Origin of the sequence: Parabacteroides sp. CT06, assembly GCF_002257605.1 — a bacterium.
GTDB classification, from domain to species: domain Bacteria; phylum Bacteroidota; class Bacteroidia; order Bacteroidales; family Tannerellaceae; genus Parabacteroides; species Parabacteroides distasonis.
Map to the genome: position 1 here is coordinate 1,761,946 of NZ_CP022754.1, position 14,103 is coordinate 1,776,048.

Here is a 14,103-nt window from a genome sequence, read left to right on the forward strand (position 1 = left end):
CAGGGGTTTAGAGAGGGGTATATAAAGTAGTTAAGAAAAAAGCCTAACAGATGATGTGGTTAAGACTTGCTTATGCAACCACAAAGCATCGTTGGCGATCAATGCGAAATCTTCATCTGAAATAGTGGATAGTTCTACGCTGGGAAAGTAATGACGGACAAGGGCTATATGTTGCCTTAGCCACTCGTCATCCCTTACTTGCCAGCGATCGAGAAATTTGCGACCTTGGCTTGGCGGGAACCAATGATATTGACCAGTTTTGTGGACAGGCCATACAAGAACAAGGAATCATCATCCACCAGTTCCTTATCTCCTTGGATAAACGTGTCATGCGCCAATGATCGGACAGCTGCGATTTCGTCTTTCTTTTGCAATTGTACGAACTTACTGAACGCGATGAAATCCGGCTCTCTGAAATAAGCGATATACACATCCTTGTCATCGTATTCGTCGCCGAACACCACGATAGGGTAGACTCTTTTGTTTTTCTTGGGATCTTGTTTTCTGATTTCCTCTAAGGTTTTCTTGATAGTTTCTTCTTGAGCTAATGTAAGCTCTTTGCTTTCTTCTGTTTCCATAAAATTGTCTTTTTTGTTGTTTATGAAAGAATAGAAGGTCAGTGATGGAATTGTTTAATGTAAAAAAGGGCCATGTGTTATTTTTCACACGGCCCTTTGGCTTATAAATGTTTTATGTGGTTAATGTATCGATTCCTCCCGGATTAAGATCGAACTCCTTGGAAAGATCGGTATCATCTTGTTTCGCTTCCATTCCATCCTCGGAGAAGATACATTTCTGTAAGGGGTGGTCACGGTTCGTCCGTCATCTGGATGAGCGAAATGAACGATCAAGTCGAACTCTCCAAGTCCCATCAACGTACCATCCGGAGAAGCCTCTTGGAACATCACCTGGGTGGCGTAATCAAGCTCGATAGAAGCCGTGTACGTCCAGTTTCCATAACCTCGTGAGATGGGTTGTGAACCTATACCGTAATTAGACTCAACCTTTCTTTTCCGTTCCCATTTGACTGCCTTGATTCCGTAAATCGCCTCGGACGATGAGGCGAACCCGAAATAGATCTCGATCATGGACCAGTCATAAGCACGCCCATTAATAAGCGGTGTTGTACTATCTGCCATATTTGTTGTTTTTAAGCGTTAGTTAAAGCGAATCCTTCCTCAACAATGATTTTCGATGTCACGCCGACTGGAACGATTGCGTATATTATTTTTAAGGTGTCAGTCAATAGAATGTTCTGGTTGGAGGAGACTAACACGCTGTATCCAGAGATCTCGCTATTGCCTTCCATCGTGCTTAGGATGTTCTTGACAACATTCTGGTATTTTTTTATCTCTATCTCTGCTAGATATCCTGTCTTTGGATTTACCAATACCGGTGAGTTTAAGTAAGGAAGGAGAGCGTTTCTGATCGCACGTCTTGATTTGTCTATGGTCCTGTTTCTGGCGATAGTCCTATAATCGCTATCTGAGCAAGTCCTGTCCTTGGAGAAATAGGTGCCGTTCGCTCTCCCTGCGTATTTGATCGGGAAAACATACCCTTTTTCCTCTATCTCGTCGATTTGGGCTGGGGATAACGCTTCAAATTGTAGCATGCTGATAAAATCATCTCCTGTGTCATTTAGCTCGATATTGCCAAAGCCGAACTCGATATCGCTCATATGTTTGGAGGTTAGGTTGAATTGGTTAACCCAAGCGATAGACTCGCAAACCTTTGCTTCGGCTACGCAACCTAACGCGACACCAACGCAACCGATAGAGGAATGTTTCGGATTAGCGATTTGCATCTGTCTTAACAAATCCGATCTACCTTGACCTAACAACGCTGTCACGCGCGGGAAATCGCCTATGCAGGACGGGATCTTTTTTAGGTCGATGGTTTTGACTGCCCCGGTGGAGTCTGCTGAAGAGGCGTTACCCGTTAACAATACTGATAACGGGCGATGCTCGTTAGCTAATTCCTCCGCTACCGTATTGATATCGGAAACAAGGTTGAGCGAATAGTCATCCTCTGAGCTGGACGCTGTGGACCAAATGTTTTGAGATGTCCATACCCCCAGTTGCTTGATGTCTCCATTCGCTACGGATTGGATGGTCTTGATAGCGTTCCAGTTCTTAGAACAATCGGCGAACATCACGTACAACGATCCATCCGGTTTCATACGGAAGAACTCCGAGATGTGAAAATAAGGGATACCGTAAAAGAAGTTGTTTTTTTCTTGCTCAAATTCAGTGATACCTAATCCAATCGCCTCATTAACGGAAAATAACTGGATCACGTCACCGATCTTTATGCTGGGTGGCATCTGGGTTTCGACTGGTAGGTTGAATATCAATCCGCTGATATGATCGTTGCCAACAGAGGTTGGCGTGAGATTGCCATCTTTTCTGATGAAAGATACTGTTCCTATTGCCATGTCTTACTTGTTATAATAGGGGTTTTCGTATAAGTGAGCGTTTGGTTGTTGGCTTGTATAAGCCTCGCCCTTGCTGTCTATATAAGGTTTCTCATATCCAGGATACATCTTCAATATCCTGTCAATGTTGTCGGGAATAACTTGAGGTGCTGGAGTGACAAGTTCGTTACCTTGTTCCTCTACAGGTTCGTTGATAAGCTCCTCAATGGGTGACTCTGTTTCTTTCTTGATTCTTGCCATATTTATGTGTATAAAAAAAGGAGCGAGGCTTGGCCTCGCCCCTTCTTTATGATTATTGGGTTATTTTTTTAAGTTAATTTGTAAGCTGTCCAAACGACAATCTCTGCTGGACGAACGATATTAACGTCCATCTTCATTTTCATCTGGAAGAAGTATAACTCGGAGTTGGCTTGTAATCTGTCGATCTTCAATACCTCCGTATCGTTAGCATAATCGACACCCATCCACAAGTTAGAGTCCATTCCTGTACTGAAATTACCAAGAACGATCGTGCTCTCCGGGATTCCGACGATAGGAACGATTCTTTTGCCCTTGAACATGTATTTGTTGACTTGGGTATTGTCATTGTACTTGAATTGCTTTGAGGTCACGTATTGATCATACAAGTCCCAATAGCCCCAGTCCATGATATAAACTAAATTGTTCTTTCTGATTTGGTAAGGGCATTTTTGCCACATCGTGTACATGGCGGATTCTATGTTCTCGCCAGTCTTCAACTCTGTGTCACCAGCGTTAATTACGGTCTCGCCGCTCACGTTCTCCTTTAAGTTCTTTAATATGCGATAAATCGCCCCATCAAAATACTTATAAGAACCGGAACCAAGCTCAATTCCGTTTTCAGGTTTTGTGAATGTACCATCTGCGCCAGACGTTCCATCCTTAACTGATTGCCAAATAGCGTCTCCGATGAAAGCGTTCTTCTTGTCCATCAACAATCGCAACATCGTCGCCTGTACTTTCGGGTCAAGCTCACGGAATACCAGATTACCATCCGGTTGAGCGAACTTCCAGTATTTCTCGAAGTCACGGGGATTGAACTCTAGGTAGACCATGAAATCCTTCGGTTCCAGATAACGTTCACGGAACGTATATGTTCCTTTGGAATCCGTAGGGCTTGTCGGCGTAGGCTTGTTGTCTTGGATGATGTCACCCAAGCTTACGGATGGAAGGGTGTATTTGTACTGGATACCGCTCTTGATATGAATCAACCCTTCTTTATAGGTATCGTTACCTTGTGCGGTGTAGGTCAATAAATCCTCTAGGACCTCACCCGCATATGTGTTTTGAGCAAAACTTACACTTGCCATAAATTAATTGTTAAGGTTTTGGTTATTATTACTTAAGCGATCCGAAAGTGAAATCCTTACCAACAACAGCCTCGACTTGTTTAGCCATTTGAGCTTCTACTGTTTGCACGCTATCTTTCACTTTCTCCACGTTGTCCTTGTCGTTCTCGATCTCAGTGGAGATCTTGTCTCTGGCTGGGATAGAATCTAACGTCGCTTTAGCCAAATCGAAATTCTTCGTTGCCATATCGATCCAATTCTGCTTAGCGGAATCCTCGATTTTGCCAGCGTTGATTGCGTCTTGAACCATAGACTCGATCTTTTGGCTCATAGCCTTTTTCTCGGCATCCTTGTAAGCTTGTAGTTCCGCTTTTACGTTTTCCAGCTCTTTCGTTAAGTTTTGATTTTTGGTGACCTCACCGGCTTTCTCGATCTTCAAGGAGTCAATGGTCTGGTTGGCCTCGTTGAGCTTGTTCTCTACGTTGACCAGCTCGGTGATCCGAGCCATGACCTGTGGAACCTCGACTTTTTCCTTGAAACCAAGCGAAGCTACGACAGCACCAAAATTAAAATCGATAGTTTGTCCTGTATCCATATTGTTTGTTTTGGTTTTGTTCTCTACTTCCGTAGGTTCTTGTTTGTTTTTATTAAGATTAGAGACATCATTGATAGAATGTTTATTTTCCTTGTTATCAGATCCATTTGACGATAGCTCCCCACATATAGAGGTTATGGTGTCCTTGAGAAGGTGGTTGTCCGTAATACCCTCTATTGTGTTCTTGACTTTCTCGATTTTTTGTTTCGAGGTCTTTAGTACGTTCTCAACTGGGATGATACCAGCTTTTACCGCCTCTTCAGCTGTAAAAAAAGTACCATCGGTACCTTCTTTGCCAGACATGAGTTCTTTTACCTTGGTCTTGTTAAATCCCCATCGTTTCATGTAGATCATCTCTATCTGTTGCCTGAACGCTTTTACGTAGTCTGGCTCCCCTTCTGTGTCTTTGTTATCCTCCGTTGAGTCGAAGGGATTATGGATCATAAGGATAGCGTAGTCCCTCATTAACGATTTGTCTCCAGCGGCCCAGACAATAGATCCCATGGAGGCGGCCAAGCCTTCATTTATACATTCCGTCGGTATAGAGGAGTTACGAATTACAGAGAAGATACTCATACCATAAAGCACGGAACCACCAGAGCTGTTGATTAAGACCCTGATCTTACTTGGTTTGATATAACTCTCAACCCATAAAAATTCCGAATTGAATGAATTTGCGGTATATTCATCGATATCACAAAACAATCGGATGTCACAAACCTCGTTCTCTTTCGCTTCTCCAACTACATACTTAAATTTAGATGTGTTCATTGGTTTTGTTTTTACGTCATTTTACAAAAGAATAGATAGGGTATAAGAATTATGTTTTTTGATCTTCCCGTATCTTCTTTTTGGGCGTATAGATCATGTTTGGAAACAGTTGATAATAAAAGTTGGTTAACTTTTGTTAAAACGTGGGGGGGGGTAAAAGTGTTAATTTGTATTTTTGCAATCTACAATATGTTTGGAGAATATTTTTCTGTTCCATCTTAGATAGAATGAATCGGAGAAATGGAAGGTGATAAAATATGTTGGGATGAAAAAAATTTTTGTATATTTTTTACTAACCTGCTTGTCGATGACTTTAGCTCATGCTCAAGGCATGCCCTTAGGAAAGGACTCTCTTTCGGATAATAAGATATCCGTTACGGTGAAGACTAACGCCATGGCGTTGGGTATGCTGATCGCTAACGCCGGGGTAGAATTGGGATTCGGTGATCGTTTTTCCTTGCATATCCCCTTTTATTACTCTGGTACCAATTATTTTTCGTCACATACGAAGTTTCGTATCTTGGGTACGCAACCAGAGTTTCGTTACTGGACCCCCTTATTGAAAGGATGTTTCGGTGGCGTACATCTGGGGGTGGCATCATGGAATTTCGCCTATAACAGGCGATGGCGCTATCAAGATAAGGACGGCTCTACACCTGCTTTGGGAGGTGGGGTATCGGTGGGATACCGGATGCCGATCGGAGCGGCCCGTCGCTGGGGGATGGAGTTCTCGTTGGGTGCTGGATGTTATCGCTTGCATTATGACAAGTTTCGAAACGAGTCGAACGGAGCCTTGGTGGAAAGCCGCCAGAAGACCTTTTTCGGAATCGATCAGGTAAATATTTCAATTACTTATACATTTGGGAGAGGAGGTGAGTCATGAGACTTTTTTCCATATATCCTTTTTTTATGATCCTCCTATCCCTATTCTTGTTCGCTTGTGACGTGCATGAGTGGCCGGATGAAACTTCGGAACCTCCAAAACCGGATCATGTATCGGTAGAGCTTCGGTTGGATTTCACCTCAGATCGGGCAGAGCTTCCAGATTATAAAACTATCGTTGTCGGTGCGACTCGGGCCGCGGATTTGCCTTCATATGAGACCCGTTACCAAGTTCGTGTTTTTCGGATGGGGGTCGATAGTCTTTTCGAGACCATCCCTTGTCAAACGCTCTCGTTTAGTCATGCGGAGATAGAGTCCTTGGGGTATCGAATGACCCTTGATTTGCCAGAGGGTGATTATCGTTTTATGGCGTGGACAGACTTCGTTGAGCCAGGCGGCAAGAGCGATCTTTTTTATGATACGGAGGATTTCGCCTCGATCGAGTTACGGGGTGAACATGCGGGGAACAATGATTTTCGAGATGCTTTTCGGGGTGTTTTAGAGACAGGATTATATACAAGCACAGATGGAGGTCGTCAGAAACTAACGGTCAGCATGTGCCGTCCATTGGCGAAATTCCGTTTCGTGACCACGGATGTTGAGGAGTTCAAGGAGTATTATTTGAGGTCTATCTTGCAAAATGCCATCCCAGGGAAGGATGAGTTGAAGGATGCGATTGATATGACCAAGTTCCGGATCGTATTCTTGTATGATGGTTTCATGCCCTCTACATACAATATGCACACGGATCGACCGGTGGATGTGCGAACAGGAGTGTCGTTCCCCTCGGTCTTGACTGATATAAAGGATGGTGAGGCCATTATGGGTTTCGACTACGTGATAGTGGGAGAGGGTGACGCTGGCGTGAGCGTAACCGTGGCTTGTCATGATGAGAACGGCAAGCGACTCTCCGGTATCGATGGTATCAAGGTGCCGCTCCAAAGAGGCAGACTCACCACGGTTAGGGGTAATTTTCTCACCACACGATCTTCTGGTAACGTGCAGATCGATTCCTCTTTCGATGGAAAATTTGACATAGAGATTAAATAACAATATTAATTAATTTAAAACGACTAAGCGAATGAAACGATGTTTTTATTCAATGATGGCGGCAATGGCATTGTTGCTGTTATCGGCCTGTTCCAGCGATGACGAGCTGTCGCAAGGAAATGGCAACGAGGCGCTGGTCTCCTTCAACGTCGAGCTGTCCGGCGGTATGCAGAACAAGGCGATTAGCGATGGAACGACGGCGAAGAATTTGACCGTCCATGTGTTCGATGAGAACGGAACCTATCTGAGTGAATTAGACAAGACGGTAGAGCTTAATGAGAAAAAAAAATCTGTCTCTATTAATCTTGTGAAGGGTAAGACTTATAGTTTTCTCTTCTGGGCAAGCGTTAATAAGGAGAATAGCCCTTATTCGTTTGGAGTTGATGGTAAGACCATCACCGTTGACTATAATGATGCAAAGGCCAACGATGAGAGTCGTGACGCTTTCCTTGGTGTAGTAAAAAATAAGGCGGTCGAGGCTTCTTTTGAGGAGAACGTGACATTAAAACGTCCCTTCGCTCAGATCAACTTCCTTACGGACGATATCGCTGACGCAGGTAAAAACGGGCTGACCATTGACGAGAACACGCACTCTTCCATCACCCTCTCCAAGGTGGCTACTACCTTGAACCCCTTCACCAACACGGTGGGTGGTTTCACGGAGGCAGAGGTGATTTTTGGCGAAGCGGCGATTCCTGCGTTATCGGAGACGGTCACGATGGGTTCCGCTCCCGACGCGAAAACGTATAACTACTTGGGTACGGCCTATTTCTTGGTGCCCGCCGAGGGAGAGAACCCGAATGCCGGAAAAGATCAAGCCATGTTGAACTCCGCTACCTTAAAGATTAAGGATATCAACGGGGAGGGACTGAAGGTGGAGAATGTTCCGGTTCAATGGAACTACCGTACCAATATCTACGGTAGCCTTCTTACCGCCACTGGCAATTTCAATGTTACGATTGTACCTGATTATGATGGAAGTCATAATCAGGAGGTAAAGACCAAACAGGTAACCACGGTAGATCAAGTGGACGAGGCGATCCAAAGTGGAGCTACCGAGGTGATCGTAACTGAGGCTCCGAAAAAGGATGCTACCATCACGATCCCGAAGGTATTCGAGCAAGACAACGAGACAGCAGTCTCTATCTCCATCCCGGCGACGACGGCTGCGATCACGATTGAAGAAGATACTCAAGAGGTTCAATCTGCCCCGAAGGAAGTTACTATCACCGCTCCGACAACGAGTAATCTGACAATTAACCTTCCGAACTCAACGGTGACATTGAACGGCGAAAGCTACACGACGGTGACTGCTACAACTGCCGATAATACCTTGATCATTCCCGAAGGAGTCAAGGTAGAGAATCTTACTGTTAATAGAGGTAACGTGGAGATCTATGGAGATTTAGCGGTGAAAGTTGCAAAAGGGTCCGGTTATAAGGGTACGATTATCTATTTCATCTCTACGGTGGAACAGTTGCGTGCTCTCGCCACTGAAGTTAATGGTGGCACGACTTTCTCTGGTATGCAGATTAAGTTATCTAATGATATTGATTTGAAGAGTGAGGAGTGGACACCGATTGGAAGAAAAGATAAAGCTTTCCAAGGAACTTTTGATGGTTGCGGTTATACGATCAGTAATCTAAAGATTGAGAGAGGGGTGAATAATTCATCTTCGAATGCTGATATGGGGCTGTTCGGGTTTACATCTGATGGAAAGGTCATGAACTTCACTCTTTATAATGCGTTCGTTAAAGCTGGTATAGATGTTGGGGCTATTGCGGGTACACCTTATACTTCTTCTTATTCCAATATTACGCTGGCAGGAGACGTGAAGGTTGAAGGCTATAGTTATGTTGGTGGTATGTTCGGTAAGAATGTTTATAAAGGCATGGAAAATCTGACGGTGCGTGTGAACGAAGGCAGCTATGTGAAGGCTGAAAGCGAAACCTACCGTACCTATGTGGGAGGCGTGATAGGCTTTATGGGTGAAGGCAATATCATTATTTCCAATGTTGAATCAAATATTAACGTAACCGGATCGACTTGTGATGTAGGTGGCATTACTGGTATCGCTCACTATGGAAACACTTTTGAAAACTGCATTTGTACGGGAAATGTAACACTGGTCAACGCCAACGATGCTGGCGATCAATTGGAAATTGGTGGTATCGCTGGCGTATGGATGAACTCAAGCGCTGGTAAGGTGACTCTTCGAAAGTGTAATTTTACTGGAACGTTGAAAAGCGCTCTGAATGGTGTAGACAAATCAGAAGAAGTTGCTGGGAACCGACTTACCGGACGCAAGTATTATCCCAACAGTAATGAAGGGGAATTGATTATCGAATAAATTATACCAATCTGTTAGAATTATCTTTTGGGAAAATAAAATCAACGATACTCCCTCTCTTCTTAACCTATAAAGAAAAGAGGGAGTGATTCGAATGATTCTGAGAAAAAATAAACTTTATTAATGTGCTTTCCTCGGATTTTACAATGAGAGCACATTTCTTTTTTAGACTTGAGATCTTAGTATCTGAATTAGGTATCTACCTCAAAAGTGTTGGTGGGCTTTGTATAGGATAGATATAATGCTTCCTCTTATACCACCCCACAAATACACCGTCGTTCCAGAGAAAAGATTCTTATATCCCTAGTTGTTTTTCCTTTCTTCGATAGATGTTTTTTAATGAGGGAAAGGTTATGCTTCCAATATATCAATTGTGAAGGTATTGGATGATTTTATGTATGAAATTAAAATGATTCCCCCCATACCTCCCCACAGGTACGCCATTTTCCCGAAAAAGCCGATAGACATATCTCCGGCACTATTGTCCCTATAGCAGGTGACTACCATCAGATCGACACGCTGAATGGATGCTAAATCACCTTTGTTTATTTCTATCCAAAAGCGATTCCCGTCTTGGGCCGCCTTGACGATTTTTTTCAATCCCTCTTCACCGCCTATGGTCGTGCTGATCTCATCGCTGGTGGAGGAACTTTGTAACGCAAAAAATTCTACGGGAAGCTTATAACCGTAGGTATGAACGATCTTCACTTCCGGATTAGAAGAGACTTTTACATATATCAAGTTTGTACCTTCATTTGTTGTTGTGGGAACAGCGTATGATATCCAAGATTGAATAATAAAGTTAAGAGAGGACACAGGGATTTTGCCAACCACACCATAACTTTCGATGAAGATTTTTTTTCCTTTATTTATTGCGTCGGAAATCTTTTTCACACCTTCACTCCCTCCAAGTTTGCTCAAGATATTCTCCTTTGATTCTGTGCTTGTGATCGTGGCAAGATCGTAAGGTAGATAATACTCATCGTCCCCGCTTTCCGTAACCTTGCAAGAAAAGGCATATGTATTCGTTTCATCTATTGTACCCGTCATTATTGTGGTGCGAAGTTTTCCTGGGTTGTGGATATAAGATAGTTCTAAGGTAGCTGTCGTTTTCGTGCCCTCTTCTATATAACTACCGTTTACGAGACATGATTTATTACCGATAAAAATTTGATCATTGGTATTTATGGATTGATCGTCACCATAAGCTAATCCATGTGCGATAAGAACATACATTAACCCCTCATCACTCGATACGTCAATGTCTGAAAAATTTACTTTTTTAAACTCTGCTTTAATATCATCTGCGGTAGATGTTTCCGTAAGATTCTCGAACGTATGACTGAAAGAAACTATAATTTTTACTTGCTCTAGTTTTTTCTTATCGCTCTCTGACATCACCTCTTTTCCCCATACGGCTGTACCATCGGAACCCCAACGAAGTATATTGCCTGACGTTCCTCCTGCTGGGATATGTTTATTACCTGATGTCGTAGGGTGAATGTATTTGTTTGCACCTGTAGCTATACTATCTAACTTATTTTTATCCGAGACTGTCATTAGTCCAGGTTTAGAGCAGCTTGCTCCATTAATATAAGATGAACCGCTAGTGCTCCCTCCAGTACTAGGGGATATTCGATGCGTAGAAAATTTAATCCTATCCTCTTCATATTCTATTAGGGGTGGTTCGTCTACGATCTATTCAATTCTTGATAGTTTATTTTTTTCGGTTGTAGTATAATCATTAGCGCTTAATCCTTTTCCGGGTACCTTATCGACCTTGTTCCCCAACGCTGTATTTATAACCTTGTTTTGTACGGGATTCGTACTTGTCGAGCTTAATGAGCTATCAATGGTTATCGAAGACGGGATCTCGGGTAATTGGGATAACGGGACCTTTCCGTTCACAAGATCCGCTTTTGTGGTTAACGCATTATCAACATAAGCCTTTGTTACATCTACTGTTGGAATGGTTGGCTTGTTAAGGATTTGTGACTTACCAGATGTTGCATTCCAGTCGGGGTTGACGTTGGCTTCTGCGTTAGGAGCTATATCTCTAAGTTTGTTTTTCTCAGCCGTGGTATAATCCTCAGTACTTAACCCTTTTCCCGCTACCTTGTCAACCTTGTGTTCTAAGGCTGCATTTATAACCTTATTTTGTACAGGATTTAAGCTAGTCGAGCTTAGCTCACTGTCAATGGTTATCTGAGATGGAATCTCTGGCAACTGGGATAATGGAACCTTGCCGCTGATAAGGTCAGCTTTCTTTAATAGGCTGTCATCTACATATTTCTTGTTTACATCAACTACAGGGATAGTGGGTTTGTTGATGATCATTGATTTTCCAAATGTAGCATCCCAGTCAGGATTTACATTAACCTCTGCTCCTTCTTGGATACCGCTTAGCTTATTTTTCTCTTCCGTGGTATAATCGTTAGAGCTGAGCTGTTTTCCTGGCACTTTCGCTACGTACTTGATGTCGTTTTGCTCGGTTGTGCTGTATTTTGACAAATCAACGGATGTATTTCCGATCAGCTCAAATTTTCCATTTACCCAAATATATTCATCATGGATATTCTTATCTTTTCCATCACCTTTAGGAACAAGATAGATAATTCCCTTTACACCAGAACTAGGTAAGGTTTGTACGATCGATGTATCAAATCCTACTATACAACCGATTTGCTCGTTCGTATATTGCTTGGATTCTTCAAGGGTTGATTTTATTTGTTGCTTGATCTCAGAATCGTCATAAATCGTATCGGTAAACTTAGCGTTGGCAGGAACATTAGATTCTACGGTATGCCCATTGACTGTTTCCGCATTTCCTCCATCTGCGGGTATTGATGTAGGGAAATCCACGATTTGTGCCTTTGTATGACTATGTTCCTTGGGTTCAAACTTGTCGGGTTTATTTTTTATGTAATCCTTGGCTCCCTTATCCGCTTGTTCCCAATTAGCCTGGATATGAGCCATAGAGTTAAGAAATTCCTCCTCGGTTCCCTGGTTTCCTTGTTCAAGCCAGGCTTGGTACGTGGATTTTACCATTAATGTCCAATTAACGCCCTCTTTTGGCTCATTGCCGATGTTTCCGTTCTTCAAGCTTGCCCAAGAACTTCCGTTGTATGATATAATATCTTTTATCTCATAGTTTGTCGCTTTGTTCCATGCGCCTTTATTGACGAATGTGATTTTGCCTAAATCTACTATTGCCATATTTTTGATTATTGGATATTTACGATTAGATGACCATTGTCATCGATCGTCATGTTTTTTATTAAATAGTTACATGTATTGATTGCCAAGAACTCCTTTTGATCTTGTGTTAGTTTGTCAAAATTGATCTTTATCGATTCTGATGGCACGATAACCTTGAAGGCACTGTCTGGTTCCCTATTATATTTCATCTCGATTCCCTTCTCGGTACTTCTTAATATAGGGTAGTCACCACTTACGACTCCGCAATCGAACGTGAGTCCGCTTGAGAACGTGATAATGAGATGCTGGTTCTCCACTATGACATTGGTTATACTGTTGTAGATCTTCGCCTCGTCAATGAACTCGTCGGTATGTCTTATTATTTCGTTTGACTTTTCGTTTTCCTCAAGGTTTCGAACACTAACGAGCCTAGCGCTCATAGGTTGAACAGATACAGGCTTTATGGTGTACCAGTTTTCTTTATTTGTGGTATTGGGTGCCTTATTTATTGAATACCAGCTGCTTGATTGTTTCGTCTTTTTGTTCATTACCCTAGTTTTAAATACACAACAATATCCTTGTATGCTCTTATCCCGTTAGAGGTCTCAACAGCCACTTTTACCATCCCCGGTTGTATTCCGGTAACAACCCCATTCGTGTTAACGGTAGCTATTGAGTCATTAAGGGACTCATATGTTATCTTTTTATCAGTGGTATTGTCTGGGAAGAAAACCACTGATAGTACCATCTGCTCGCCTACGGCCAACCTATTGTTGTTCGGCATTATCTGGATAGACTTTGCGTTGACAATAAGATCGTTGAATGTTGATGATTCGTCATATGTGGGCCTTTCCACGTTAGGTTTGTCGTTAGGTACATCGTCATGGTTGGTGAACGGAGGGGTAATAACTTTCTTCTTGATCCAATCCGCATATTTATAACTCGATGTTATTTTAAAATATATCTCGTAATCAAGCCAGTAAGCTTGAAGCATATTGGTGGATTGTGGCGTGTCAAAATACATTAGGTTACATCGTTCCTGAAGAGCTTCCTCTACTTTTTTCGCATCCTGAATGGCCTTGTTTAGTCTTTCCGCTATATAAAATGGGTAAGTTTCCCAATTCACATGTTGGTTATCCAGTTTGTTAAGGATAAATCTTATGCGAATGATACCACGACCTTCCCCGATACGTTGCTGGGCCACCAAAAAATGAACGTTCGTGAATCTTACAAAACAAGCGGGGAAAGCTGTCTCGTACTCGGTATTTACCTTACTCATGACCCTCTCGAACTGACCGGTATCTATCGCCACGGTTTTGAATAGGGGAGGGCTGTCATCGTTATTTTCTTCCTCCTTGACAGTTAGTATGGCTCTTTTTATGGCCTGAAAAACATCGCCTAACGTATTCGTGTTGTCCGTAGGATCTATGGGGTCTTGAGTATCATCTGTATCTTCTGCGATTTGTCTATTTGATATATATCGTTTGATCATATGATGCTTTTTAAAAGATTATAT

General features: G+C 42.6%; 13 protein-coding genes. 3 read left to right on the plus strand and 10 right to left on the minus strand.

Translation table 11 applies throughout. From position 1 onward, the window contains the following. Nucleotides 1–194: 194 nt before the first annotated feature. The 6 genes from CI960_RS07645 to CI960_RS07670 form a co-directional block, all read right to left on the minus strand. Nucleotides 195–578: a hypothetical protein gene (locus CI960_RS07645; protein WP_005857531.1), complete on the minus strand. Its 384-nt coding sequence runs from the start codon at nt 576–578 to the stop codon at nt 195–197. A gap of 120 nt (nt 579–698) precedes the next feature. Continuing rightward, complete coding sequence (locus CI960_RS07650; RefSeq protein ID WP_005857529.1) at nt 699–1,139, minus strand: hypothetical protein; 441 nt, start codon at nt 1,137–1,139, stop codon at nt 699–701. Nucleotides 1,140–1,150: 11 nt separating this feature from the next. Next, the gene (locus CI960_RS07655; RefSeq protein WP_005857527.1) at nt 1,151–2,434 is read right to left on the minus strand and encodes a DUF2586 family protein; all 1,284 of its coding nucleotides are present in this window, start codon (nt 2,432–2,434) and stop codon (nt 1,151–1,153) included. Nucleotides 2,435–2,437: 3 nt separating this feature from the next. Next, nucleotides 2,438–2,674 carry a hypothetical protein gene (locus CI960_RS07660; protein ID WP_008779747.1) on the minus strand — a complete coding sequence of 79 codons (237 nt, stop codon included), beginning with the start codon at nt 2,672–2,674 and terminating at the stop codon, nt 2,438–2,440. A 68-nt stretch (nt 2,675–2,742) separates the two neighbouring features. Then, a complete protein-coding gene (locus CI960_RS07665; RefSeq protein WP_005857525.1) occupies nt 2,743–3,762 on the minus strand; it encodes a hypothetical protein in 1,020 nt (339 codons plus the stop codon). Nucleotides 3,763–3,790: 28 nt separating this feature from the next. After that, complete coding sequence (locus CI960_RS07670; protein ID WP_005857523.1) at nt 3,791–5,107, minus strand: ATP-dependent Clp protease proteolytic subunit; 1,317 nt, start codon at nt 5,105–5,107, stop codon at nt 3,791–3,793. 265 nt (nt 5,108–5,372) lie between these two features. On the opposite strand from CI960_RS07670, the gene CI960_RS07675 reads away from it, so the two are divergent. From CI960_RS07675 to CI960_RS07685, 3 genes are read left to right on the plus strand one after another with little or no spacing between them, the layout of a single operon-like run. After that, entirely contained in the window at nt 5,373–5,990 is a 618-nt protein-coding gene (locus CI960_RS07675) for a DUF3575 domain-containing protein (RefSeq protein ID WP_154395422.1), read from the plus strand. A gap of 26 nt (nt 5,991–6,016) precedes the next feature. Continuing rightward, complete coding sequence (locus CI960_RS07680; protein ID WP_226766716.1) at nt 6,017–7,039, plus strand: DUF6562 domain-containing protein; 1,023 nt, start codon at nt 6,017–6,019, stop codon at nt 7,037–7,039. Nucleotides 7,040–7,070: 31 nt separating this feature from the next. Beyond that, nucleotides 7,071–9,389 carry a DUF6562 domain-containing protein gene (locus tag CI960_RS07685; RefSeq protein WP_005857516.1) on the plus strand — a complete coding sequence of 773 codons (2,319 nt, stop codon included), beginning with the start codon at nt 7,071–7,073 and terminating at the stop codon, nt 9,387–9,389. Between the two features lie 351 nt (nt 9,390–9,740). Here the strand turns inward: CI960_RS07685 and CI960_RS07690 are convergent, their stop codons facing one another. From CI960_RS07690 to CI960_RS07705, 4 genes are all read right to left on the minus strand, one after another. Further along, nucleotides 9,741–10,949, minus strand: coding sequence for a hypothetical protein (locus CI960_RS07690; protein ID WP_005857515.1), 1,209 nt, complete (start codon nt 10,947–10,949; stop codon nt 9,741–9,743). Nucleotides 10,950–11,087: 138 nt separating this feature from the next. Continuing rightward, the gene (locus CI960_RS07695) at nt 11,088–12,605 is read right to left on the minus strand and encodes a hypothetical protein (protein WP_005857513.1); all 1,518 of its coding nucleotides are present in this window, start codon (nt 12,603–12,605) and stop codon (nt 11,088–11,090) included. A gap of 8 nt (nt 12,606–12,613) precedes the next feature. Beyond that, nucleotides 12,614–13,027 (minus strand): hypothetical protein, encoded by a 414-nt coding sequence (locus CI960_RS07700; RefSeq protein WP_226766718.1) that lies wholly within the window; start codon nt 13,025–13,027, stop codon nt 12,614–12,616. A 107-nt stretch (nt 13,028–13,134) separates the two neighbouring features. After that, nucleotides 13,135–14,079, minus strand: a complete 945-nt coding sequence (locus CI960_RS07705) for an Ig-like domain-containing protein (RefSeq protein WP_005857509.1) — start codon at nt 14,077–14,079, stop codon at nt 13,135–13,137. Nucleotides 14,080–14,103: the final 24 nt, after the last annotated feature.